Raw genomic sequence first — 24,897 nt, forward strand, 5'->3', positions numbered from 1 at the left:
AGACTAAGATATTTCAAAAATAATGAAAAATACCGTCCTCCTTATTTGTATTCTTTTTTATGCTTTAAATGTTTGTTCACAAACGGAGCAAAGCAACAAAACACAAATCGCTGGCAAAGCTGGTATTACCAATAACGGTATTTCATTCATTCCTAACTTTTCGCTGGAACAACCTGCGGCCATCTTTAATCTTTTATTGGAAAAAGGACGATTTAGTTTTGAACCGGAATTAACCTTTTCCTTGGAAGAAGGTAGGCCATGGTACCAGGTATACTGGTTGCGATATAAAATTATCGAAGGGGACAAGTTTAAGCTGCGTGCCGGAGGGCATCTTGGTCTGAACTTTGCTAAGATACCGGATTCCACTAATAATGAAATAATTAAAACAGAACGTTATTTAGTTGGGGAATTGGTTCCTACGTATCAAATTTCTGATAAGATCATGGTCGGAATGCAATATATGATTTCGAAAGGCTACGACATTGGTACGAATGAGCTTCAGCACTTTTTAGCGCTTACCGCCAATTTCAGCAACATCAAATTATCCAAATCGATGGAGTTTGAGATATCACCACAGGTTTTTTATCTCTCTTCTTTTGACTTTGGCGAAGGGTATTATATGGCATCAGCATTTAAGCTCTCCAAAAGGAATTTCCCCTTATCAATTTCTTCCGTAATGAACAAGAAGATCTCAAGCAGCATCGCTGGAAAAGACTTTTTATGGAACGTGATCCTTACCTATTCCTTTGGTAATGGTATCATTTCTAAACCCTAATGATTGATAAATTCAGTAAAACAACGGACAAGCAGCCTATGGTGACTACAACGTAACGAAAGAATCCATTATACCATCACAATCCTTGTTAATGAAGCATTTATGTATATGTAATCTCACGAGAGTTCCCTTTTCTTTCATAAATTGCTTTAATATTTATAGGGCAGATAAAAAAGGCCAGCGTACAATAACTAAGCATTCTGACGGCCGGAATAGCCTGCTCTGAATGCAGTGTTGAACCCATCGGCTGGCTCAGGATAAACCCTTCGACTAGCTCAGGGTAAACCCTCCGGCCGGCTCAAGGTAATCCCTTCGGCAGGCTCAGGGGGGCCTGCAATGAATATTTGAAGGGTTGGTGGGTATTTGGATTACTATGGGAATGATTTTCCCGTCTTTGATTTCTTGGCTTACGGTGATTGAAAAAATTACTGAATTTACGTTTTTCGTTGGCCGATGAGGCTTTTTTAGTAGATGTTGTCCACTTGTTTATGGGTTTTGGGGCGGATTTTGGGTTTTTTTTACCATTTGGGCAATAAGCTACCAGGTGCTTTTTGTTTTGTTTGCTGATTTTGTTGAGCCAGTTAGCTGGTGGCCCCCTTTGGTCGAAACATGCCACTGTATGCAATTCTGCGGTCTTGCAACAACGACACTTTCTGAGCAGGTTAGCTGATTTTTCTCCAAGTTCTACTAAAACCTGACCGATCTGACTGATGCTATTTCCTTTGTGGCTAGCCTTGAAAGCAGTGGCCAGTATTCCATAAAGCCTGATGCGGGTAAAGCCTTTGGGTATAATGGGTAGTGTAAACCTTCGTATCCATCCGAGGAACCCATTAAATTACTATAGGAGTCATGAATGGGATTTATTATTGGGCTTTTTTAGGCCGGTAATTTTCCCGGTTGGCGGGCAGCAGCCGGTAGCGTTCCTTTTGTTTGGGCAGTTTTTAAATCCTTTATTCTGTTTTACCATCTTTTTTTGGTTCGGATTTGTAATTCCGAACCTATTGCGGAGATTGCGAACTTCCGCTAAGCGTTTATCCTTCATCTTTGTGGTGTTATCATCAAATCCCGTCAAATATGACATCGAAGCTATCCCCTGGAGCAAATTGCAGAAGCGCACAAATATGTGGAACAGGGGCACAAGGAAAGAAATGTGGGCCTTGCCCCTGCCTAAATCTGGCAAAGACTGATTTGAACCTATTCCTTTATCAAAACGGATCATTACCTATCGAAAAACCATGAAAAAGAACTATACCAAACAAGTGCTGAGAGTAGTCCTGATCCTTGGATCAATCGCCTCGCTCTTCTTTGTTCCCTGGCTGTTGGTGAAAGCCTGGATCCTTCCCCTGCCGGATACCATTCAGGAACAGTTGGAGGAGGCAATCGCTCATGGGTTTGACGGTATGATCGTCTATATCGACCAGGGGGGTAAGACACCGCAGCAGTATGCTGCTGGCTGGCACAACCGGGAATCCGAAACACCGGCCAGAGCCGATGCGCTGTTTAAAATTGCAAGTATCAGCAAACTGTATGATGCAGTAGCCGTCACAAAACTGGTAAGTGAGGGACGGCTTTCTCTTGACAAAACTTTAGCGGAGTACCTGCCTGAACTTGAAGGAAAAATCCAGCATGCAGATAAAATAACGCTAAGGTTGATGATTCAGCACAGGAGCGGCATTCCCAATTTTACAGATGCACCTGGTTTCTGGGCCTCTCCCACCGGATCCTATGAAGAAAGCCTTGCATTGATACTCGGAAAACCGGCCAACTTCGAACCCGGTGAAGACTATGAATATTGCAATACCAATTACCTGTTGATCAACAAGATTATGGATGACGTACTGGGGTATGGCAACTTTGAGTTTATCCGGGAGGAAATTCTAGATTCCCTGAAGCTCAGAAATACATACTCTTCGCTGAAGGAGGTGAATATAGCCGATGTAATGAGTGGCTACCATGTGGGATACGCTCCTGATCTCAAGACAAATGATCACGGCATGCACGCCACAGCAGCGGATGTAGGTGTTTTTCTGAGGGCCTTGAACGAGGGATCATTGTTTAAACCCGGAGAACAGGAAATATATGCTTCCCTTTACGAGTACGAGCATGGAGGCTGGGTTCCGGGCTACCAGAGTTTCGCCGCATATCATAAAGATATAGATACCGTAATTGTTGCCTTCTACAGCACAACTGACCCTAAGCTTTACAATTGGAACCTGTCGGAAATAATTAACAATAGAATGGCGCAAATAATCAGAAAGAATCAATAGCCACGGCACCGCTATTTTCCACTGTCTCAGTAAGTGGGCGGGGAACTCATGTACACCAAGATCAAGACCGCCTGAACACACTAAAAAGGTTTGGGGCGTAATAAACAAATCCAAAATAGATCAAAAAATGAAAAGTTACATCCTATTATGTTTGGCATTGGTAATGATGGGTTCCTGTAGCCGTTCATTGACATCTGATACCTCCCGGCAACCAACGCTTGCCGATTACCGGCTCGGTGAAAAATGGATTTGGAAATACAAAGGTGTCACCACAGAGGGAGAAGTCCGCTCGGATGGCGAAGATACCAGAGAAATAGTCAATATGGATGGTGTTTTGGGCATGACCATAGGAAGCGATACTATTCCTGTTACTGACATTGTCAGGCCCGACGAAAGCGGTACACCTAAATACGACTGGCCTTTGGAAGTGGGTAAAAAGTGGAAATATGAGAACAACTGGACCAGCCAGGATGGAACAACCGGAAGCCAAAGTCAGGAGGCAGAGGTATTGAGTTACCGGGAAGAAACGGTAACAGCGGGAACATTCATGGCATACACCATAAAATACACCGGAAGAACCACCAATTCCAGAGGGTATAATTCCCATGAAGAGGAGGTTTGGTTATATGCACCTGCGGTTAAAAATTTCATTAAACTGACCCAATCCCAGGGTGATTTTTTTTACGTGGAAGAATTGATCGAATACACAATGCCTGAGTAATGGAACAGATCAGAAATTCACCCACTATTTCGTTACACAACTATTTATTATTCATAGTCAAAGAAACACCTACTATCCCGCTACCTACAACTACCTGTTTGGGAAAGTAGGATATGGTTTTCAAATCAAACTCTTTGAAGGTGCTTACCTCGGTACCAATGTTAAAATGGGTACTTTCACCTATAATAGAAACTCCGAAAACCCCTATGAAGGGTTTTATTCAGTAGATTTTTTTGATAAAACCGGATTCATTTTAGACTTTCAATTTCACCTTAATTTTTTTTTAACCCCCCCCATCACTGATAAAAGACTTCTTAACCCACATGACGATGACCTCCCGAAAAGGCATTGGTTTTAGAATAGTGCTCGTTGATGGAACCGGCATTTCCTTGTTCCCTGCCTGTTGGTGAGTTTGAAATTGGTTCACAAATAGATATCTTAGGAAAGCAGAACGGTTTATTTACAAGAGAAGCCGGTCGCAATGCCCATCCGATGAACGATTCGGTGAGAAACTTGAGCTGTAATTACTCCTGTTTACTCGAGGCAAATCTTTGTAGCTAGCAGATGCTTTTGGATGGAAACTAATGCATGAAACATGTCTAACATTAAGATAAATAGCATCTCCTGCTTATTCACTCTATTTTTCTTTATGTCCACAGCTTTATTGTGGGCACAAAGTGAATCTATAAATGAAGAGAGATTCGTATCCATCGGGGGAATTGAGCAATGGATTACAATAAAAGGTGACGATAAAAGCAATCCCATCATCCTTTTTCTGCATGGTGGTCCGGGGAGCACATTGAGTCAATTTGATAACAATATGTATGCCGGTTGGGAGAAGGATTTTGTTCTGGTAAATTGGGACCAAAGGGGGGCCGGAAAAACCTTTGGCCGCAGTGCTCCTTCTGACATAAATGAAGAATATTATGTAGAAAATCCATTGAAGGTAGAACAGATGACCAAAGACGGGGTCGAGCTTACAAGGTATATTCTTGATTACCTTGATAGTCAAAAACTAATACTGGTGGGCACTTCCTGGGGTTCTATTCTTGGCATGAAAATGATTTTGGATAGCCCTGAGATTTTTGATGCCTATCTGGGCCACGCTCAGGTAGTGAATTTTTCCAGAAATATCGACTATGCTTATAATAAGGTTCATGAGTTGGCTATTGAATCTGAAGACCTTATTTCATTGGATGTGCTTGATTCATTAGGTGAGCCACCTTATGACGATGCCAGAAGTTACGGCCAATTATTGCGAATAGTAAAAAAATATGAGAGAGATCGTTCTATTCCTGCTCCTGATGCATGGTGGGAAATAGCAGCTCAATATGACAATGATAAAGATAGGAAAGCAAGAAATGATGGGGATGACTACTCCTTTATCAATTTTGTCGGACATGCCAAACTTGGGATAGAATCGATGGTTTCAGCCATTGATTTCGACAAGGATGGTTTGGTAATTGAAGTCCCCGTCTATTTGATACAGGGAGAGCAAGACATATTGACCTCAAAAGAGCTCACCAAACCTTATTTTGATAAAATTCAGGCCCCAAAAAAGGAATATTTTTTAGTACCTGATGCGGCACATGGGCACAATCAATCGATCGTTGACAAACAACTTGCAGTAATCAATCAGATCTTATCGCAAAAGTAAAATACCATCGACAAAATCCAATCACAAAGTTTTTAACGAAGACTGATTATATGACACCTTTATTCAAAAAGCTAAACTATAAGGGACAGGAGCAAATCCTGGTGGTCAATGCGCCCGAATCATTTAAAAAAGAACTGGATGCGCTGGCCCAATCTACCGAAGTGATCATTTACAGTGATTCCGCTAAGCCTGAGGCGGTAACATTTGCCCTTTGTTTTGTGATGACCCAGGCGGAAATCGATCGCTTTATTTCCACTGTTGAAAGAAAGCTGCCGGGAGATGTGGTCATCTGGATATGTTATCCCAAAGCCAGTTCAAAGCGGTACAAATGTGATTTTAACCGGGACACGGGTTTTGGGATCCTTGGTGATTACGGGCTTGAAGCGGTCAGGCAGGTTGCCATTGACGAGGACTGGAGTGCCTTGCGGTTCCGGAAAGTGGAATATATCAAAAATATTACGCGAAGGGAGAGCTTTGCATTGACCAAAGAAGCAAAGCGCCGAACGAATAGGAGGGGAGAATGAAATTTGTGGTAAGCTTAATTTGGTGATGGGTGTGGTATACAGGAAGTCACAAACCGGCTGGGTAGTAATAACGATCTTTGGATCGGTCAGCATCTTTCTCTTCCTCGCCTTTGTGAATCAATGGGGAAGCAAGCCACTTCCTCTTACACCATTCCTGGTTCTGGAGCTGTTTTTCGTGGGGCTTGGTTTTTTGTTTTACAAACTAACCGTTGAACTCGGTGAATCGACACTCCGACTCACCTATGGAATTGGCCTGATCAGAATCACATTTGAAATGGACCAACTGTTGGAAACAGAGATTATCAGCACCCCATGGTACTACGGACTAGGTATCCGGATAACGCCAAAAGGCATGCTGTACAATATACAAGGTTCGAAGGCAATCAAGATCGATTATATGCGAAAGGACAAGAAAAAGTCGGTTATGGTTGGAACACCGGAACCCGGGCGACTGAAGAAAGCGCTGGAAGATAGCAGTAGAGAACAAGGGTAGTTTCCTAACCAGAATCGGGCAGGCACGAACCAGTCACTTTGCAAGCTTACCATCGAACTTCATCTTACCGCTTTCCCCGGGAAAATTGCGTTGCTCAGTATCCACTTCACTTCGCTTATTGCTTCTTTTTCCGAATGCGAGGTACGCAATGCAGCTTTATGAATGCCCGCCGGGAACTGGTCCAATAAAATAATAACCCGATATTGCAGCCGGATATATAAACCGACTCAAATGAATTGGATACTATTGGTGATTGCCGGCCTATTTGAGGTCGCTTTTGCTGCCTGCCTCGGCAAAGCGAAAGCAGCATCCGGTATAGAGGCTACCTACTGGTACCTGGGATTTTTGATTTGCCTTGGGATCAGCATGCTGCTGTTGGTAAAGGTGACCCAACAGCTACCGATCGGAACGGCCTATGCGGTATGGACCGGCATTGGGGCTGTAGGGACGGTACTGATTGGAATAGTGATTTTTAAGGAACCGGCCACCTTCTGGCGCCTGTTTTTTATCAGCACATTGATCGCCTCCATTATCGGACTAAAATTAGTTTCGCACTGACCTGATTTGGTCCGAAGGGGCCATTTACAATATAGGTTTTGAAAGCGGTATAAAGCACTGGAAGAATTTCCTGAAAACCGGGGGTTATTTGGCCCTGACTGAAATCACCTGGATCAGTCTTGCCCGGCCAAAAGAAATTGAGGATTATTGGCATCAGGCCTACCCGGAAATAGCTACCGCATCCGATAAAATCAGGATATTAGAGCACAATGGTTTTTCACCGGTAGCCTACTTTTATCTTTCGCCGGAAAGCTGGACGGATCACTACTATAAGCCCCTGGAAAAGCATTTTGCAACTTTCCTGGACCAGCAGGGCCATTCCGAACCTGCCAAAAAAGTGGTTGCAGATACGAAAATGGAAATGGAATGGTATCAAAAATACAAGGATTTTTACAGTTATGGGTTTTATATTGCAAAGAAAATATAGGGAAAGAAATGTCAGGTTAAGTCTTCTAAAATCAGTGCGAAAGGAGCTTTGGTTTGAAATTAAAAAAAAATTGCCGAGTAATTTAGTCCCGCCTTCGTCCTGTTGCAACACGAGGCCCTGCTGGCATGATTCGGCTTTGAAGCTTTCTGATCCATCATCTAAAACGAGATAGCTGTGAACATAAAAATTATTTTTGCGCTGTTTTTATGGCATGTGTCTGCCGGTTTTTCTCAGGAGCCCGGTCTGAATGCTAAATTCGATCGCCTTGCCGCATCTTATCAAAAAGTTTATGGCTTCTCAGGCACCATTTTATTTGTCTCTGATAACCAAAAGACATTTGAGAAAAGCTATGGCCTGGCCAATAGAAGTTTCAACCAAAGAAATCATCCCACTACCCGCTTTTCGATCAACTCTGTTTCGAAAATTTTTACCACTGTGGCTGTGCTGCAGTTGGCAGAGGAAAATAAAATCGGGCTGCAGGTACCAATTTCACAATACCTGAACGAACTGGAGGCAGATTGGGCAGACCGCGTCACCGTACACCACTTGCTGAGCCATACTTCCGGACTCCCCAGGGAATCGGGGGTACAGCCGGAGGATGAACTGACTTTTACCGAGCAGCTAGGGCTGGTGGGGAAGCAATACCTGCTCTTTGATCCGGGAGAGCGATACGAATATTCCAATTCCGGGATCATACTTTTGGGCGCACTGATCGAACAGGTCAGCGGGATGGACTATGGGGCATATATCGATGCCCGCATTATCCGGCCACTGCACCTGGATAACACCGGATACTACCGGAGTAGAAACGTGGTGGAGCGACAAGCCGTGCCCTACCGGCTTTCTGCCAATGGGCTGGAATTTACCCAAAGGAGCAAGCATTTTGGCGACAATGCCGGTGGTGGCCTGTATTCCAATCCCTCGGATCTTTTTTCCTTCGTTAAAGGGCTGGAAGCGCAGCAGTTGCTGTCAGAGAAGTATACCGAATTGATGTTCCGGCCGCAAATTAAAAGCGGGGAATCCGATGAAGAAGGCTATGGCTGGAGTATCAAATATTTTGGGGAAGAGCAAATTTATTTTGCGGCCGGCAGCGGGTACGGTACCAAGAGCGTGATCATTCGCATGCCGGAGAGTGGTGATTTTATAGGCATCACCTCCAACTGGGGCAACACCCCCATCCTGCAATTGCTGCGGGACCTGTACCTGACAGCGAGAGGGCAGCCTGTTTCCCTGCCTTCAGATGACGGTCTCGCTGATCCAGGGGCCTATTCAGACCGGATGGGGCAATATACCTTTGTGAGAGGAGAGCTGAAAAAACACCTGGGCATGGACCGTGAAGAGATACGCCTGCATGAATTTGAGGGGCGCCTGTTTTTGGACGATGAGCTCCTGGCGGCGGGTGAAGGCTACCTGCGGCTTACCTATACGGATGAATTGAAAATTTTTTTCAAAAACCAGCAAATGATCATCGAAATCAACGGCAACACCCTGATTGGAAACAGGACATTACCGGGTCAGTAGCCCATCCGGACCGGGGCAGAAAAGCTGAAAAGGGTGATCCCTTGCTGGTTATTGGTCTAAATCCCTTGCTTTCAAAATAAATGGTATCAGCAGAGGATGATTTCTATCCGAAATGATTAATTTGAAAACAATAATTGATGCATATCAGACAGGTATTTGGAGTTTACCTGCCTTTGTGTATTCTTGTATAGATTTTACCCACAATAGACTCTCATGGCGAAGAAAAATAGTCAGGTAGAATTTGTAAAAAGGTTTGAAAAGGTTGAACTCGGAGTAAAACCTCGGACTATTTATGAAGTAAACCTGCACTACTTCTAATCATTAATGGACTAGCTGTTTCCTTTTTAAGAAATCATATCCACCTATGTCCACCGCAAATACCAAAAGTACGTCCGTACATAGGAGTTGGCTATGATTTGAGTTGGCATCCCCGTAAACGAAGAGAATGACTCAATCTGAACTGATAATTTTAAATTTTAAAGAAATAAGAAGAAGGAGCATGAAGCTCTGGAATGGACTTCCCGAGAGCCATTATCATTGGAGGCCTGACGAGAAAGCCATGACTGCTATAGAAATGGTTAGGCACGTTTTGCAAGCCGATTATGGCTGGAATATTATCATCAATAATGGGAATATGACAAATTATCAAACGCCCTGGAAAAATCGACCATTCATTAGCCTTGCAGATGAACTTGAATTTGCTGAACCCTATAGAAAGGCGTTTTTAAAAACTGTTGGCCAATTTTCGGATACGCAATTAAGCGAAACCGAAATCATTCACCCTGGAAATGGTGAAAAGAAAATTCTCGGACCCTATTTACTACGGATTGGATATCACGAATCGGTTCACGCAGGCCAGTTCATTTCGTATTTACGAACAATGAAAATAGGCTGTCCGGAAATATGGGACTAAAAAATACCAGAACACTCCTGACACTAAATCAAACCCTTGGCCTCCAATGATTTTTTCAGGGCCCCATGCTTTTCCCAGAACCGATCCTTTATCCGCTGCATCAGGCTCTTAAATTCCGGATGTTCTTTGAGGGGGGCGATTAATGGGTCTAGTTCGAAAAACAGGACAATCCAGTATTGGTAATTTTCCTGTTGGGAGAAAATGCGCAATTGCTCAAAGGCCTGCTTAATTTTTCCTTCCTGCGCGTACAATACAGCCATACTGGCACTTTTGTAGATGGATTGGTCCTGCTCGCAATACCGGGCATAAGCATTGTAAAATTCTGCGGCACGCTCAGGGTAGCCCATTTTTTCGTACACCAGCCCGATTTTGATATCCTCCTGGGGATAAATGCCCAGTCCCTGTTTTTCCCTTTCGGTAACAAACTGCTCGTAGTAGACAAAGGCTTTGGTATAGTCTTCCTGAAAATAATGCATTTTTGCCACTTCCTGCAGGATGTCCAGCCGGCTGCTATCCTTCTGCCATTCCTCCAAAAGCAGCGTAGTAGTCTGCTTTATGTCCCGGTTTTTGGCGTACAGTATATAGGCATTCAGGAAAGGAGCATATTCGTTGTCCGGGTTGAAAGCTATTGATTGGTTGATATACCGGATGGATTCGTCTACAAAGCCGTTTTGGATCAAGGCATTGCTCAGGTGCAGATAAGTATAGCTTTTGTTTACCGAGTCTTGCGTGCCCACGTCCAGTTGAATGCCTTTCAGGGCATATTCCAGGTACCGGGCGGTGTTGGGGGTAATGCGTGCATAGAAATCCGCCAGCAGTTGGATCACCGGCAAAGAGTTGGGATTGTATTCCAGTGCTTTCTCCAGGTGGGGCAGGGCCAGTCGATACTCCTTTGTGTGCAGGTAATACAATGCTTTGGCAATCAAGCTTTCGGCAGATTTAGAATCATACAGGAGTGCCTTGTCGGCGTAGTTGTTGATGAGGTCCGTGAATTGTTTCTCAATCTGATAGATGTCGAGGTAATAGTAGGAAATGGCCAGATTGGCATAGGACAGGGCGAACTGTGGGTCTTCTTCAACCGCCTTTTCAAGCAAGGGAATGGCCGTAAGCAGCCCCTCCCGATTTTGTTCATTCATACGTTCCAAGGCCTGCAGGTAATAATCGTACGCAATGAGGTTGTCCGTAGGCTGCTTTTCGATGCGTTCCAGTTCAGCTGGAGTAACCACTACTTTGATAGCATCGGTGATTTCGCCGGCTATTTCGTTTTGCAGGGCGAAAATATCTCCGATTTCACGGGTGTATTGTCCAGACCACACCGGTTGATCCGTCGCTGCTTCCACCAGTTGCATGTTGAGCAAGACCTGTTCGCCCACACGTTGTCCGCTGCCTTCCAGAATATAGCTGACCCGGAGGATTTCTGCTATTTCCGGAATGGACAGGTCTGTATTTCGGAATTGTTCCACCGAAGTTCGGCTGACCACCCGCAGGTCCTGGATCTTTTGTAATTTACTCAGCGCCGATTCCATCAGGCCATTGATGAAATACAGGTTTGCGGAATCGCTGCTTTCGTTTTTGAAGGGCAAAACTGCAATGGATTTCTCCTGTTCGGTGCTGCGGTCAGGAAGTAAGGACCTAAAAATAAAAAAAGAAACAGCAAATAGCAGGATCACTAGCCCTGCCAATGCGGTCAGCCGGTATTTTTTTCCGGGTAGGAAAGGAGCGGGTGGTTCCTTTCTGCTTTTTCGGGCCTCACCCGGAGCGTAGCCATAGTGCTCCCGAAAACATTTGATAAAATAGGAAGTACTGCCAAAGCCTACCTGAAAGGAAATCTCCGAAACAGTTAGAGAAGTTTGTTTCAGCAATTCCATGCCTTTTTTCAGCCGTATCTGCCGGATGTATTGACTGGCGGAGAGATGGGTGTATTTCTTGATTTTCCGGAGCAGATTTGACCGGCTCATGTTCATGGCCTCAGCCAACTCGGATACCCCGAAGTCTTCCTGTGAAACATTGTCCAGGACAATGGCCTCTATGGTATCGATAAATGCTTCGCCTGAAATGGATGGGTCTGACATGAGGATTTTTTAACCATCGAATTTACAAATAATTCCCGCAATACATAAGCTAAGATGTGGGCCAATTTCATTGCGGAAAACCCGGATTTGCATCATAATTTATACTCCTGCTTCATAATTTTTATCCCCTCCTCAAAATTGATGCTTTTGGCAACATGCCGGTTACACCAGGTTTCGGCACTTCGACGAGCTTCGTAGCAATTAAAATTTCAACCAAATAAATACAAATCAATGAAAACGAAAAGAATAAATGCCTTTGTATGTATCGGCTTATTGCTCGCTTTGTCGTTCGGCTGTTCCCCATCTGCTGAAAGGAAAAATGAAAATGGGATAGAAATACCGGATATGGATATCCATGCCGCGGTACTGGAAGGAAATGTAGATGTAGTTAGGCAGCACATTGAAGCAGGGTCTGATATCAATAAAAAGGAGCCGCTTGGCGGAGCCACGCCGCTGATCTCAGCGATAACTTTTGGAAAAACCGGGATCGCCCAACAATTCATTGACGCCGGCGCGGACTTATCTGCTAAAAATAACGATGGATCTACGGCGCTCCATGTGGCTGCATTTTTCTGTCGGGTAGAAGTGGTTCAGGCATTGCTGGATGCGGAAGCAGATAAAACCCTGCGAAACGAATACGGGGCTACGCCAAGGGAGACCGTAATGGGGCCATTTGAAGCCGTCAAGCCGGTATATGAAATGATGCAAACGCAACTGGGGCCCCTGGGCTTACAGCTGGACCTGAAGGAACTGGAAAAGACCCGCCCCGTAATTGCCATGATGCTTCAATAAAAACTGTAGAAAGATGTTAACTGAAAGAAGATACGATATTGACTGGCTGCGGGTAATAGCGATTGGATTGCTGTTGATTTACCACATCGCCATTGTATTTCAACCATGGGCCAGTTTTATTGGTTTTATCCGAAGTGAAGAACCGATGGAAGGTCTTTGGAAACTGATGTCCCTGTTAAATGTGTGGCGCATACCCTTTCTGTTTTACGTGTCCGGAATGGGCGTCTATTTTGCCATTCGGAAACGGAATTGCTGGCAATTGATGAAGGAGAGATCGAAAAGAATACTCATCCCCTTTGTGTTTGGCCTGTTTGCCATTGCGCCGCTCCATGTATTTGTTTTTCAGCAATTTTACGGGATGCCTTTGCAATATTTTCTGCACCCCGGTCACTTGTGGTTCTTGGGGAATATCTTTATTTATGTATTGGTGCTGACACCCTTATTCTTCCTGTTGATGAGAAGGCCACTTCCTGGATTCAGGAGAGGACTAACGGCCATCATGGGAAATCCCGTGGGTCCGCTTTCCTTATCGGTATTTTTTGTAGCGGAGGTACTCATTCTCCAGCCTGCTGTATTTGAAATGTACGCCCTGACCTGGCATGGCTTTTTCCTGGGCCTTCTTGCCTTTTTCTTTGGCTTTCTGTTCGTCTACAGTGGAAAAGTCTTCTGGAAAACGGTACTACGGTGGAAATGGCTTTACCTGGGGCTGGCACTGGCTTCCTACCTGGTCCGACTTGTCTTTTTCGAAACTAAGTTACCTGGTTACGGGCTGGCAATAGAGTCCAACTGCTGGATTCTAGGCATTTTCGGATTTGGCTATCAGTACCTGAACAAACCCAGTCGCATGCTAACCTATCTGAGTAGGGCAGCCTATCCGGTTTATATTGTTCACATGGCTGTTTTGTATATGGGAGCCGCCTTGATTTTGCCGCTCGCTATCCCTGCCCTATTAAAATTCATCGCGGTCATTGCATTTACTCTTGCCGGATGTTTTCTCCTTTATGAGGGACTTATCAGGAGGGTAGGGTTTTTAAGGCCGCTGTTTGGGATGAAGAAGGAATCCCGGCCAATGGAAGCCCCTGGCAAAGGTTCAGCAAATGCGGTAGCTGCCTTTCCATGAAAACATTGCCTGCCTGTAGGAAAAGACTAAGGGTTGCACCTTGGCAAAATAATTAAAACAATGAAAATAGACAAAATCATGAAAATCAATATCCAATTTTTATCGATTGGAGCAGGGATCTTCCTGCTTGGTTGTATAGAAACCAGGATACTTGTGCCAGAGGCTCCCTTTCCTATTGCTGACGATTCCTTTGTCATAGATACGGTAGCAACAGGCTTTACCATACCCTATGGTATAGCGATTGTTGGCGAAGAGGAGTATTTCATTACCGACCGGATAGGAAAGATGTTTCATTTGAACGGGAATACCATTACCGAGGTAACGGGACTGCCAGCGGTGGTGACCTTCGGTGTTCCAGGCCTGCCGGCAATTTTGCATGGCGGCCTCATGGATATAAGCCTCCATCCCGATTACGCATCAAACGGATGGATTTACATCTCCTACCTGGACCATGACGGCTTTGCAAAGGTATCCCGGCTTACCCTGGAAAATCATACCATTGATCGGTTGGAGACGATTTTTGTTACCAGAGATCAAAATTATACCGGTAACGGTATGCGGATAGCCTGGCAGGACGAATTTCACTTTTTTCTAAACATCGGAAATTCAGACTTTTCAACGAGTACAAATCCCATTATGCATGCTCAGGATTTAAACCACGATGCGGGGAAAATTCACCGGCTTAGGGAAGATGGAAGCGTCCCCATTGATAATCCGGTTTTTGATGGAAGCACATCACCAACGAGCATTTGGAGCTATGGCCACCGAGACGTTCAGGGGTTATTCTATGAACGATCATCTGATACCCTGTTTGGGCTGGAACATGGCCCGAAAGGAGGGGATGAATTCAACGTAATTGAGAAGGGCGGCAATTATGGATGGCCCCTCTTTAGCTTCGGTATTAACTACGACGGAGCCAGCGTGTCCACGATTTCGGAAGACTCAGCTTCCGTTTTTACTGTATTCCCGGAGCATACCTGGACCGTACCGACGCGAAGCGGTGGTCAGGCATTAGCTCCTTCCTGCCTGCTAAAAGTATCGGGAAGCACCATTTCTGACTGGAATGGCTGCTTTGTCTTCGGTTCTCTGGCCTACCGGAGAATGATGAAATATGACCCGAATTCCGGCGAAACGGTGGCATTGGATATTCCAGGAAGGGTGCGCACCATAAAACAGCTGCCTGGCGGGGATATCCTCGCATTGGTGGAGCGCGATGATCTCCGACTGGAGAATGGGAAAATCATAAAAATTCGACACCTTACTGAATGAAACGCGGAAGATAGTTAATTTGGCCCGTCCAGTCCTGTGGGTGTTCTTCAAATGATTCTCATTTGACCGCCTTCCGGATCTGAAGCCCATTTCCTTTCAAAATCAACATATAAAATCAATTAACTTCAAATGTCAGCAAAACAAATCTTAAGGGTTATTTTACTTGTAGGGACGCCAATATCCCTCTATTTTGTCCCCTGGCAGCTTTTATTTGCCTGGTTGGCACCAGTGCCGGACACTGTGGAGGAGGAAGTAGCGAACGCAATGAGACACGATTTTGACGGGATTATCGTCTATGTGGATCAAGCGGGAAAGGAGCCGGAATATTATGCAGGCGGCTGGCACAATCGGGAAAAGAAAGTACCAGCCCGGCCTGATGCGCTGTTCAAAATTGCCAGCATAGGCAAATTGTATGATGCCGTCCTGATCGCAAAACTCGTTGCTGCGCAGCGTCTGTCCCTGGACAACACTCTCGCAGATCATTTCCCCGAGTTGGCAGGAAGGATTGAACATTCCGCGCAGATTACCATCGCCATGCTGGTGCAGCATAGAAGTGGGATTCCCAATTTCACAGATACACCCGGATTCTGGATCAATCCGCCCGGTAGCAGCGAAGAGGCACTGGCACTTGTGCTTGACCTGCCAGCAGATTTTGTACCGGGAGAAGCCTATGCCTACTCCAATACCAATTACCTCTTACTTTCCCTGCTGATCGAAAGGGTACTGGGGTATGGTAAATTCCAGTACATGGAGGAGGAAATTTTCCGTCCCCTCGGATTGAAAAATACCTATGCATCCATACATGAGGTGGAAATGGCAGAACTGATGAGCGGGTACTATGTGGGTGTGCAGGAAGATATCAAAACGACAGACTATGGTTCGATGATAGCGAGTGCGGGAGATGTAGGTGCCTTCCTCCGCGCACTAAACGATGGATCCCTGATGACGGAGGAGGAGCAGGAGATCTATTCTTCCATATACGTGTACGAGCACACCGGCCTGATCCCGGGTTACCAGAGCTTCGCCCGGTATTACAAAGATATCGATGCGGTGGTGATCCAGTTTGTAAATACGACCAATTTTGATGGATACACCTGGGGATTTTCGGAGATCACCTTCAATCGGATCGGTAAAATCCTGCGCAAACGACAAGATATTTGACCGGCGGGCCTACATTTCATTGCCGTACCTGGTACATGCAGTTGGATTTTTAGTACCTTAACCCGGAAATAAACAAAACCAATGGTAGTAACGCTATCCCTTTACCTGTTCACCATCCTGACGATCATTGTTATCCTTTTTCAACTTTGCCTCGCGGCCGGTTTGCCCTGGGGAGCTGCCTCTATGGGTGGCAAGTACCCCGGCAAATACCCGCCAAAAATGCGTTTGGTAGCTTCGGTCAATGCCCTGGTTTTGACAGGGATGATGGTAATTGCCTGGGCCAGAGCGGGTCGGGCATTTCCAGAAATCTATTCCATCTCCCTGGTAGGTATATGGGTGATGGTGGTCTTTTTTGCATTGGGAACCGTTATGAATGTCATCACCCCCAGTAAAATCGAACGCATCTGGGCGCCGGTGGCCTTTGGCCAATTCGTTACAAGTTTGCTTTTTGCATTGGGCTAAAGGTACCTTTTACGGAGAAGAATTGTTGACTGTCGCTTCATCAAATTGCGTTGAGACATAGCCTTTTCCATGGTATCTGCAAATTGGGCGAAGTTTCTGTATAGCTTGCGGACATACTGCGAAAATCAGAATCTTTAAGAAGTTAGGAGTAGGCTGGAAGTTATTTGCTCCGACTGCTGCCTTCCCGCAGACAGCCCAAGTTGAATCGCGATGGGTACATTAATGTCCCGATCCACCCAAGAGGAAGAATGTAAATCGCGCTAAACTAAGAACGAATGAAAATATTTTCGGGTGTTTTTTTCGCGCCAGAAAATTGATACCGTGTAGGTAGTCAGGGTCTTGCTGTGTCCTGAAAATTAGCCGGGATCTCCAGAATGTAAGGATTTGCTATGTCAGAGCCAGACAAAGGTGAGGGGGCTTTTTTCCGGTTTGGTGGGAGTAGGCAGATGTTGGCAGCAAGCCAACAGAACAAAAGCATTGAGAATGACGTATGAATTTTTTATATTTGTACGTATTTTGATATAATGAATATGGAAACGAAGTTGACTTTGAGACTAAATGATAAGGTTATAGAAAGAGCTAAAAATTATGCACGTAATCATAAGATTAGTCTTTCTAAGATGGTTGAATCATATCTTGACAGCATCACTAAACAAAAAGAAGAAGAAAGAAAAATTTCAATTACACCCCTTGTTGAGAGCTTGAGCGGAGTGATTGATTTGCCAGTTGACTTTGATTACAAAAAAGAATATCGTGATTATTTAGATGAAAAGTACAAATGAAAAAATTATTTGTCGATACAAATATTTTGATTGATTTATTGTCACGGAGAGAACCTTTTTTTGAAGAAACGGCGGAATTATTTTCTCTTGCAGACAGAAAACAAGTCGAATTGTCGGTTTCGTCCTTAACCATCGCCAATACCAGTTATGTGTTGTTGCGTCGATTAGATCTCAACAAAGTAAAATCGGTCTTGAGAAAGCTTAGGTTGATTTTAAAAATATTGCCATTGGACGATAAGGTTATCGGATTGGCTTTAAATGACGAAAATTTTGCAGATTTTGAGGACGGTCTTCAATATTTTACAGCGATTGAAGGTGAGCAAGAATTGATTATTTCTCGAAACCTTAAGAATTTTAAAAATTCGAAGTTACCGACAATGACTGCTAAACAATTCATTGAAGCGATGAAATAAAACCGGTTGTCAAGACAGGGTATAGTGCATGCGGGTTTCAGTGGTTTTAGAAGGTTTGTGACTCGCAATAAGAAGTCTGTTTAAACTGATAGGGAGCCGCTTCTTAAACCCATCAGACACCATGCCACCTAAAGTTGAACCCTTCGGCAAGCACAAAGTAAAGTAATCTCAATCCTCCACAAACTCCAGGATATCCCCCGGCTGACAGTCCAGGGCCCGGCAAATCGCTTCCAAGGTGGTAAACCGGACGGCTTTTGCCTTACCCGTCTTAAGGATGGAAAGGTTTGACAGGGTAATATCCACCTTTTCCGAGAGTTCGTTTAGGGACATTTTTCGTTTTGCCATTATGACATCCAGGTTTACGACAATGGGCATGGCTATACAGTTAGGTCATTTTCGGTTTGGATTTCTACGCCGCGCTTGAAAACCAACGCAATGGAATAGATAACGGCACCCATAATCAGGTATTCAAATGCACCACCCAAAAATCCACTGAGTGCAGGACTAGACGTTGTTTCGGAAGACAACCAATTAAAATACCCGGAGGCTATAATGATTAAAATACCGACCTCAACGGTAACTTTGCCAATTTTGGAAATAAGAACTGAAACTTCCTTACTGAAAGGGTGAAGGAGGTCTATCGTCAGAAAAACCCGGATTACCAAAAAGAAAATATAGGCCTTGGCTATCGAAATCCCTAGCAATAGGGATATAGCCCCCAGGTAATACCCTGTATGCCATTCCCTGGCCACCGACAAATCCAATCCCTGGTAAAGGTTTTGGGCCACCTCCGGATTGAAGAGGCTGTATATGGAGGTAAACAATAAGGTTCCGCCTTTGATACATAGTCCGATAAAAATCGACCAGATGATGATGGTGAGTAACATCAATATGGGTTGGGTTTCCCACTTTTTTTTCCAGGCTTCTTTCCAGTTCATAGTCTTCGAATTTTTTTTGTTTTACAAATAACAATAAATATTTATTGGTAAACAATAAAAACCTAATTAATTTTAATCGTTTTCTTGATAATAAGGTCCGGTTTATCGAGCGGTGTAGGCTTAAGTACTGTGCGTAAATGGCGCTGTAGCAGGGAAAGCCCCAAAGGGTAGAAATAATTTTCTAGTTGGTAAATTGTCAAATTTGTGATAGTTCACTAAACTGTGAAGGTTCCTTTGTAGCCCCGGGCGGAGAAGCGGAAGCTGTGGATAGAGATATTTTTAAGCCTGGTTTACCTGACATGAAGGCCTGGCATGAATTCCTGGGCAAGAACCTGTCCTATCCCCCATCTGCCAGAAATAACCGGGCAGAAGGGGAGATCTGGCTTGGTCTGAAAATCAATGAGTCGGGGGAATTGGTGGAAAGTACCGTGGTAAACGGCGCTTCTTCAGATCCCGGCCTTGTCAAAGAAGTGGAACGGGTACTGGATCGATACACAGGAGGTTTCCTGCCTGCCAGCAATCTTCAAGGCATTCCCACTACTGCATGGATGTATCTTCCGGTTCGCTTTCGACTGGGGTAAGTTTCACTATTACCAAGTCAGAAAATACCTCCTTATGGGAACAGCCGCAGGGATGAAAGTCTTTCTTACAGCAATTTATTAAAGCCCTGAGCCATTTCCGGTGTATTTTTCACGTCAGAAGATAGATTTCGTATAGGCAGGCAGAACCTTGCTGCATCCTGAAAAATAGCCGGGATCTACCGGATGCAGGGATTTGCTATGTCAGAGCCAGGTAGCTGGGAGTTTTTTAGAGGGGCCTTTTTTCCGGTTTGGTTGGGGCAGGCAGTTGTAGGGGTAACAAATGGGGTGCTGGTTGCTGGTTTTTTCTACGAATTAATTAATTTGTCCAATGAAAATTGCGAGCGGGCTATTGGACATAGTACATACACATGCAACTGCCCTTTCAAGACGTAGCTATATACTGATATTGTGCTTCATGCGAAAAAAGCCAACGCGCAAACAGGCACATTTGGTTTTGCCGACACGCAAAGCCAACGCTGAAAAACCAAAAGAGCTTGAATTTTGCCACCGCTCGACAGAAAATGAACAGTAAATTTGACAAAATATTAAAAGACATAAATGAAGAACTTTAAAGAAAAAGCTGACCTGATTTGGAGAGTGGCTGACTTGCTGAGAGGCGACTATAAGCAGTCAGATTATGGAAAGGTCATCTTGCCAATGACAGTATTAAGAAGATTGGACTGCGTGCTGGAACCTACCAAACAAAAAGTGCTTGATTACTACCCAAAGGTTAAAGCACTTAAAGAGGGAGCAAAAGACTTGGCATTGAATAAAATTGCCGGTTTAAACTTCCACAACAGAAGCCAATTCAACTTTGACAAGCTGATTGCCGACCCAAATAATATTGCTGTCAATCTGAGGAATTATATCAACGGCTTTTCTACCAGTGCAAGAGAAATTATCGAATACTTCAATTTTGACGATCATATCGACCGAATGGACGACCCTAAAGCCGACATCCTTTTCCGAGTGGTAAAAGAATTTCAGGAAATCGACCTGACTCCCGACCGCAACAATATGGAACAGGATTCTTTGGAGATGGGCTATTTGTTCGAAGATTTAATCAGGCGATTTTCTGAACAATCCAACGAAACAGCCGGAGAACATTTTACACCAAGAGAAGTCATCCGCCTGATGGTAAATGTGCTGTTCATTGAAGACAAAGACATATTAACCCAAGATGGCATTGTAAAAACACTGTATGACCCGGCTTGTGGTACAGGCGGAATGCTCTCTGTGGGTGAACAATATGTAAAGGAACTGAATCCTAAGGCAGAACTGAAAGTATTCGGGCAGGAAATCAATCCGGAATCCTATGCCATTTGCAAATCGGACATGCTGATTAAAGGACAAAACCCAAGCAATATCAAATTCGGCAATACCTTTACGATAGATGGACTTGAGGAAGAAAATTTTGATTACATGCTTTCCAATCCTCCTTTTGGCGTGGACTGGAAAAAAGCGCAGAAAATCATAAAAGCAGAGCATGAGAACAAAGGTATGAGCGGACGATTTGGTGCTGGATTACCCCGCATTAATGACGGCTCTTTGCTTTTCCTGCAACACATGATTTCCAAAATGAAGCCCGGTGGCTCACGGATTGGAATTGTATTTAATGGCTCACCGCTGTTTACAGGTGCTGCGGAAAGTGGTGAAAGCAATATCCGCAAATGGATTATAGAAAATGACTGGCTGGAAGCGGTGATTGGATTACCTGACCAGCTTTTCTACAACACCGGAATTAGCACCTACATCTGGATAGTAACCAATAAAAAAAGTGCCGAGCGAAAGGGTAAGGTACAACTGATCAACGCCACAGGAGCAAAAGACGAGGAGCTTTACAAAGACGGAAAACTTGATTTTAATCGCTTTTGGCAAAAGATGGACAGAAGTCTGGGCAACAAACGCAAGAAAATTGCCGAAAACGGCAATGAAAAGGGAATTGGTTTTATCACCCAACTCTACGGCAATTTTGAAGAAAATGAATTTGTAAAAATCTATCCCAACGAATTCTTTGGCTATTGGAGGGTGACCATTGAGCAGCCTTTAAAAGTAAAGACTGAGCATGCTCAGTCTCCACAGATTGCAACAGACAGAAGTGGCAACCCCAAGCCGGATTCATCTTTGCGGGATTATGAAAATATACCATTCCTTAAAAAAGACGCAGAAGGCAATCTCGTTCCCCAAACCATATCAGCATACTTTGAAACCGAAGTGCTGCCCCACTTACCTGAAGCGTGGGTAGATGAAAACAAAACCAAGATTGGCTATGAAATCAATTTCACCAAGTATTTCTATGAGTTTAAGCCGTTGAGGCCTCTGGCGGAGATTAAAGCGGATATTCTGGCTTTGGAAGAAAAAGTATTGGATACCGAAAAAAGGGTATTGCAATGAGTGAGGACAAGGGAAATATCATCATCTACCATACAGCTGACGGCAAGGCTTCTTTAGCACTCTACGCCAAAGACGGCTCGGTGTGGATGAATCAAAATCAACTGGCTGAACTTTTTGACACCTCGAAACCCAACATCAGTATGCATATATCTAAAATACTGAAAGAGAATGAGGTAAAAGAACATTCAGTTGTTAAGCATAACTTAACAACTGCCGCAGATGGTAAGCAATACAAGGTTACTTTCTATGCACTGGACATGATTCTGGCGATCGGTTTCAGGGTGAGGAGTAAGCGAGGCACGCAATTCAGGCAGTGGGCCAACCGGAACCTGAAAGAATACATGATCAAGGGTTTTGTGATGGATGATGATCGCATGAAAAACCCGGATGGCCGCCCGGACTACTTTGATGAATTACTGGAGCGCATCCGCGATATACGCGCTTCTGAAAAACGGTTTTACCAAAAAGTTCGCGAGCTGTTTGCCCTCAGCAGTGATTATGATGCCACCGACAAGGCCACCCAAATGTTTTTTGCCGAGACCCAAAACAAGCTGCTTTATGCCGTGACCGGAAAAACGGCTGCCGAAATCGTAGTTTCCCGTGCGGATGCTTCCCAACCCAATATGAACCTGACCTCATGGAAAGGAAGTGTCCTACGCAAGCAGGACATTTTTATCGCCAAGAATTACCTCAGCCACGATGAAATAGATACCCTGAACCGGCTGGTCGTATTGTTTTTGGAAAGTGCAGAGTTGAGGGCCAAAAATCGAAAAGACCTGACCATGCAATTTTGGAAGGATAACGTGGATAAGATCCTCGAATTTCAGGATAAAAGCGTATTGCGTGATGCTGGAAGTATTTCCCATACCGCTATGGAAAAGCAGGTGAGAAAAATCTATGATGTATTTGATGACAGGCGCAAAAAAAACGAAGCCCAAAAAGCCGATGAAGCCGACCTGGAAGAACTAAAAAGCCTGGAAGAAAAAATTAAAAAGGGGAAATGAAAAAATACGAATCCTATAAATCCACCAAAATTGAATTTTTGGATGAAATTCCAGAACACTGGGAAGAAAAACGATTACGTTTTTTGGGTTACTTATATGGTGGTTTGACCGGTAAGTCCGCAAAAGATTTTGACCAACCTGACAATGATGATAACAAATATTACATCCCATTTACTAACATTGCCGGTAACCTTAAAATCAATCCTGACAAATTACAACACGTAGTTATTGAAGAGGATGACAAGCAGAATGAAGTAAAGGTTGGTGATCTATTCTTTCTAATGAGTTCTGAGGATTATGATGATGTTGGTGGGTCAGCAGTTCTCACAGAGGAGTTACCCGAAACCTATTTAAATAGTTTTTGTAAAGGATTGAGGTTAACCAGTTCAAAAATATATCCTGAATACCTGAATTACCATTTACACAGCAAACAACTACGACATAATTTGTTAATTGAGGCCAATGGGTTTACACGCATAAATCTTAAAGTAGGGAAGGTTCAAGACCTATATGTTGCTTTTCCCAATAAACAAGAACAAACCGCAATCGCCACCTACCTCGACCGCAAAACAGCCGATATAGACGAACTGATAGCCGACAAAAAACGCCTGCTGGAACTCTACGAAGAAGAAAAAACAGCCATCATCAATGAGTTGGTCACCGGAAAAAAGGTCTGGAATGGTCATGCCTGGGCTGAGCCTGCCGAAGTCAAAGATTCGGGGATTGAGTGGATAGGAGAAATTCCGGAGCATTGGGAGGTGAAAAAGGTTAGGCACTTGGTTTTAAAAGTCGGCAGCGGAATTACACCTTCAGGAGGCGCAAGTGTTTATAAATTAAGCGGAATTCCACTTTTAAGAAGTCAGAATATTCATTTTGACGGGTTAAGATTGGATGATGTCGCTTACATTACGGAAGATATCCATGAATCTATGAAAAATAGTCAAGTTTTAAGTGGTGATGTGTTGCTGAATATTACTGGTGCATCTATTGGTCGAGCTTATTTCGTGGAAAGTTGGTTGGGAGAAGCAAATGTAAATCAGCACGTTTGTATTTTAAGACCAAATTCTGAAACAGATACAAGATTTCTTTATTTCATCCTGCGTTCAAATATTGGTCAAGAACAAATTCGTATTGAACAAACTGGGAGCGGTCGAGAAGGGTTAAACTTTGAAGCATTAAAGAATTTTATTTTGCCATTTCTTTCCATTGAAGAACAACAATCCATCGTCCGCCACATCGAAACCGAATGCGAGCGCATTGATACGCAGGTAGCACGTACAAAAAAGCTGATTGATTTATTAAAGGAATACCGTGAAGCCTTGATTAGCGAGGTGGTGACGGGGAAAATAAAAGTAGTCTGAACCACTGATTTTTATGATTAAATGATTAGCTATGATTTTAATAAAGAATAAATTGGCGAATAAAAATGGAATGAGCGAAATCCGGTAATCGGACAAATCAGAGGTTCAGACATCAAATGATTAGGCTATGATAAAAGAACAATACAAATATTCCGACATAACAGGGAAAATTATCGGAGCTGCAATGCAGGTTCATTCGGCTTTGGGTAATGGTTTTCAGGAAGTGATCTATCAAAGGGCTTTGGAAATTGAATTGGCCGATAGAGGTTTGAGCTTTTCGCGTGAACATGAAATGCCCATTTACTACAAGCATCAACAAATAGGTACCAGAAGGGTGGATTTTTTGGTAGAAGATGTGGTCTCGGTTGAGTTGAAAGCATTAACCCAACTGGAAGATGTACATCTCGCACAGGCCATCAACTATTTGGAAGCGTATGATTTAGAGGTAGGTCTACTTATTAATTTCGGAAGCAAAAGCTTACAGCATAAGCGAATTGTTAACCGAAAGTTTAACCAAACAACTCAGGGGAACCCTCAAATCAAGAAAATTTGATAAGCACAGCTAACGATGGGAACATTTAAAATACATCTCACTAAAAAATCAGAGAAATCCCCAAATCAATTAATTCAATGGTTCAGACAATGTGGTGATTTGCTAAATACCGGGAATCGTTGTACCTTTTTATTAACAG

25 protein-coding genes and 1 pseudogene are annotated in these 24,897 nt (G+C 43.9%); 22 read left to right on the forward strand and 4 right to left on the reverse strand.

Annotated features, from left to right (window positions below):
* Positions 1 to 22 precede the first annotated feature (22 nt).
* The gene (locus tag BUB19_RS02410) at positions 23 to 775 is read left to right on the forward strand and encodes a hypothetical protein (protein ID WP_073091272.1); all 753 of its coding nucleotides are present in this window, start codon (positions 23 to 25) and stop codon (positions 773 to 775) included.
* A gap of 535 nt (positions 776 to 1,310) precedes the next feature.
* Here BUB19_RS02410 and BUB19_RS24835 read toward each other — a convergent pair.
* Positions 1,311 to 1,592 (reverse strand): annotated as a pseudogene (locus tag BUB19_RS24835) (IS91 family transposase); the annotation flags it as partial.
* 418 nt (positions 1,593 to 2,010) lie between these two features.
* Here BUB19_RS24835 and BUB19_RS02425 point away from each other — a divergent pair.
* The 9 genes from BUB19_RS02425 to BUB19_RS02470 all read left to right on the forward strand — a co-directional run bounded on the left by BUB19_RS02425 (position 2,011) and on the right by BUB19_RS02470 (position 9,856).
* Entirely contained in the window at positions 2,011 to 3,042 is a 1,032-nt protein-coding gene (locus tag BUB19_RS02425; protein ID WP_073091279.1) for a serine hydrolase domain-containing protein, read from the forward strand.
* A gap of 127 nt (positions 3,043 to 3,169) precedes the next feature.
* On the forward strand, positions 3,170 to 3,763 hold the full coding sequence (locus tag BUB19_RS02430) for a hypothetical protein (protein WP_073091280.1): 594 nt from the start codon (positions 3,170 to 3,172) through the stop codon (positions 3,761 to 3,763).
* 649 nt (positions 3,764 to 4,412) lie between these two features.
* Positions 4,413 to 5,420 (forward strand): alpha/beta fold hydrolase, encoded by a 1,008-nt coding sequence (locus BUB19_RS02440; RefSeq protein WP_073091284.1) that lies wholly within the window; start codon positions 4,413 to 4,415, stop codon positions 5,418 to 5,420.
* A 50-nt stretch (positions 5,421 to 5,470) separates the two neighbouring features.
* Complete coding sequence (locus BUB19_RS02445) at positions 5,471 to 5,944, forward strand: hypothetical protein (protein WP_073091285.1); 474 nt, start codon at positions 5,471 to 5,473, stop codon at positions 5,942 to 5,944.
* A gap of 31 nt (positions 5,945 to 5,975) precedes the next feature.
* Positions 5,976 to 6,437: a hypothetical protein gene (locus BUB19_RS02450; RefSeq protein ID WP_143155886.1), complete on the forward strand. Its 462-nt coding sequence runs from the start codon at positions 5,976 to 5,978 to the stop codon at positions 6,435 to 6,437.
* Positions 6,438 to 6,668: 231 nt separating this feature from the next.
* Complete coding sequence (locus BUB19_RS02455) at positions 6,669 to 6,995, forward strand: DMT family transporter (protein ID WP_073091289.1); 327 nt, start codon at positions 6,669 to 6,671, stop codon at positions 6,993 to 6,995.
* Between the two features lie 88 nt (positions 6,996 to 7,083).
* Complete coding sequence (locus BUB19_RS02460; protein WP_073091292.1) at positions 7,084 to 7,422, forward strand: hypothetical protein; 339 nt, start codon at positions 7,084 to 7,086, stop codon at positions 7,420 to 7,422.
* A gap of 174 nt (positions 7,423 to 7,596) precedes the next feature.
* A complete protein-coding gene (locus BUB19_RS02465; protein WP_073091295.1) occupies positions 7,597 to 8,943 on the forward strand; it encodes a serine hydrolase domain-containing protein in 1,347 nt (448 codons plus the stop codon).
* A gap of 445 nt (positions 8,944 to 9,388) precedes the next feature.
* Positions 9,389 to 9,856 carry a DinB family protein gene (locus tag BUB19_RS02470; protein WP_073091299.1) on the forward strand — a complete coding sequence of 156 codons (468 nt, stop codon included), beginning with the start codon at positions 9,389 to 9,391 and terminating at the stop codon, positions 9,854 to 9,856.
* 23 nt (positions 9,857 to 9,879) lie between these two features.
* Here the strand turns inward: BUB19_RS02470 and BUB19_RS02475 are convergent, their stop codons facing one another.
* Complete coding sequence (locus BUB19_RS02475) at positions 9,880 to 11,928, reverse strand: helix-turn-helix domain-containing protein (RefSeq protein WP_073091303.1); 2,049 nt, start codon at positions 11,926 to 11,928, stop codon at positions 9,880 to 9,882.
* Between the two features lie 231 nt (positions 11,929 to 12,159).
* Here BUB19_RS02475 and BUB19_RS02480 point away from each other — a divergent pair, with 231 nt between their 5' ends.
* The 7 genes from BUB19_RS02480 (at position 12,160) to BUB19_RS02510 (ending at position 17,927) form a co-directional block, all read left to right on the forward strand.
* Positions 12,160 to 12,720: an ankyrin repeat domain-containing protein gene (locus BUB19_RS02480; protein ID WP_073091308.1), complete on the forward strand. Its 561-nt coding sequence runs from the start codon at positions 12,160 to 12,162 to the stop codon at positions 12,718 to 12,720.
* Between the two features lie 13 nt (positions 12,721 to 12,733).
* Positions 12,734 to 13,840 (forward strand): acyltransferase family protein, encoded by a 1,107-nt coding sequence (locus tag BUB19_RS02485; protein ID WP_073091311.1) that lies wholly within the window; start codon positions 12,734 to 12,736, stop codon positions 13,838 to 13,840.
* 60 nt (positions 13,841 to 13,900) lie between these two features.
* Positions 13,901 to 15,109: a PQQ-dependent sugar dehydrogenase gene (locus BUB19_RS02490; RefSeq protein WP_073091314.1), complete on the forward strand. Its 1,209-nt coding sequence runs from the start codon at positions 13,901 to 13,903 to the stop codon at positions 15,107 to 15,109.
* Between the two features lie 129 nt (positions 15,110 to 15,238).
* Complete coding sequence (locus BUB19_RS02495) at positions 15,239 to 16,270, forward strand: serine hydrolase domain-containing protein (RefSeq protein WP_073091317.1); 1,032 nt, start codon at positions 15,239 to 15,241, stop codon at positions 16,268 to 16,270.
* An 81-nt stretch (positions 16,271 to 16,351) separates the two neighbouring features.
* The gene (locus tag BUB19_RS02500; protein ID WP_073091319.1) at positions 16,352 to 16,732 is read left to right on the forward strand and encodes a hypothetical protein; all 381 of its coding nucleotides are present in this window, start codon (positions 16,352 to 16,354) and stop codon (positions 16,730 to 16,732) included.
* A 530-nt stretch (positions 16,733 to 17,262) separates the two neighbouring features.
* A complete protein-coding gene (locus BUB19_RS02505) occupies positions 17,263 to 17,514 on the forward strand; it encodes a DUF6364 family protein (protein ID WP_073091518.1) in 252 nt (83 codons plus the stop codon).
* On the forward strand, positions 17,511 to 17,927 hold the full coding sequence (locus tag BUB19_RS02510) for a type II toxin-antitoxin system VapC family toxin (protein ID WP_073091321.1): 417 nt from the start codon (positions 17,511 to 17,513) through the stop codon (positions 17,925 to 17,927). Before BUB19_RS02505 ends, BUB19_RS02510 begins: the two co-directional genes overlap by 4 nt.
* A 168-nt stretch (positions 17,928 to 18,095) precedes the next feature.
* Here BUB19_RS02510 and BUB19_RS02515 read toward each other — a convergent pair whose 3' ends face one another.
* Both BUB19_RS02515 and BUB19_RS02520 read right to left on the reverse strand, forming a co-directional pair.
* Positions 18,096 to 18,302: a helix-turn-helix domain-containing protein gene (locus BUB19_RS02515; RefSeq protein ID WP_073091324.1), complete on the reverse strand. Its 207-nt coding sequence runs from the start codon at positions 18,300 to 18,302 to the stop codon at positions 18,096 to 18,098.
* Positions 18,303 to 18,304: 2 nt separating this feature from the next.
* Positions 18,305 to 18,865, reverse strand: a complete 561-nt coding sequence (locus tag BUB19_RS02520) for a DUF2975 domain-containing protein (RefSeq protein ID WP_073091326.1) — start codon at positions 18,863 to 18,865, stop codon at positions 18,305 to 18,307.
* A gap of 185 nt (positions 18,866 to 19,050) precedes the next feature.
* Here BUB19_RS02520 and BUB19_RS02525 point away from each other — a divergent pair, with 185 nt between their 5' ends.
* From BUB19_RS02525 to BUB19_RS02545, 5 genes are all read left to right on the forward strand, one after another.
* A complete protein-coding gene (locus BUB19_RS02525; protein ID WP_143155887.1) occupies positions 19,051 to 19,446 on the forward strand; it encodes an energy transducer TonB in 396 nt (131 codons plus the stop codon).
* 558 nt (positions 19,447 to 20,004) lie between these two features.
* Entirely contained in the window at positions 20,005 to 21,840 is a 1,836-nt protein-coding gene (locus BUB19_RS02530) for a type I restriction-modification system subunit M (RefSeq protein ID WP_073091330.1), read from the forward strand.
* Positions 21,837 to 22,844: a virulence RhuM family protein gene (locus BUB19_RS02535; protein WP_073091332.1), complete on the forward strand. Its 1,008-nt coding sequence runs from the start codon at positions 21,837 to 21,839 to the stop codon at positions 22,842 to 22,844. Before BUB19_RS02530 ends, BUB19_RS02535 begins: the two co-directional genes overlap by 4 nt.
* Positions 22,841 to 24,205 (forward strand): restriction endonuclease subunit S, encoded by a 1,365-nt coding sequence (locus BUB19_RS02540; RefSeq protein ID WP_073091334.1) that lies wholly within the window; start codon positions 22,841 to 22,843, stop codon positions 24,203 to 24,205. The genes BUB19_RS02535 and BUB19_RS02540 overlap by 4 nt, the downstream gene beginning before the upstream one ends.
* Positions 24,206 to 24,332: 127 nt before the next feature.
* Positions 24,333 to 24,758, forward strand: a complete 426-nt coding sequence (locus BUB19_RS02545; protein WP_073091336.1) for a GxxExxY protein — start codon at positions 24,333 to 24,335, stop codon at positions 24,756 to 24,758.
* Positions 24,759 to 24,897 lie beyond the last annotated feature (139 nt).

The organism is Cyclobacterium lianum, assembly GCF_900143075.1.
Lineage (GTDB): Bacteria > Bacteroidota > Bacteroidia > Cytophagales > Cyclobacteriaceae > Cyclobacterium > Cyclobacterium lianum.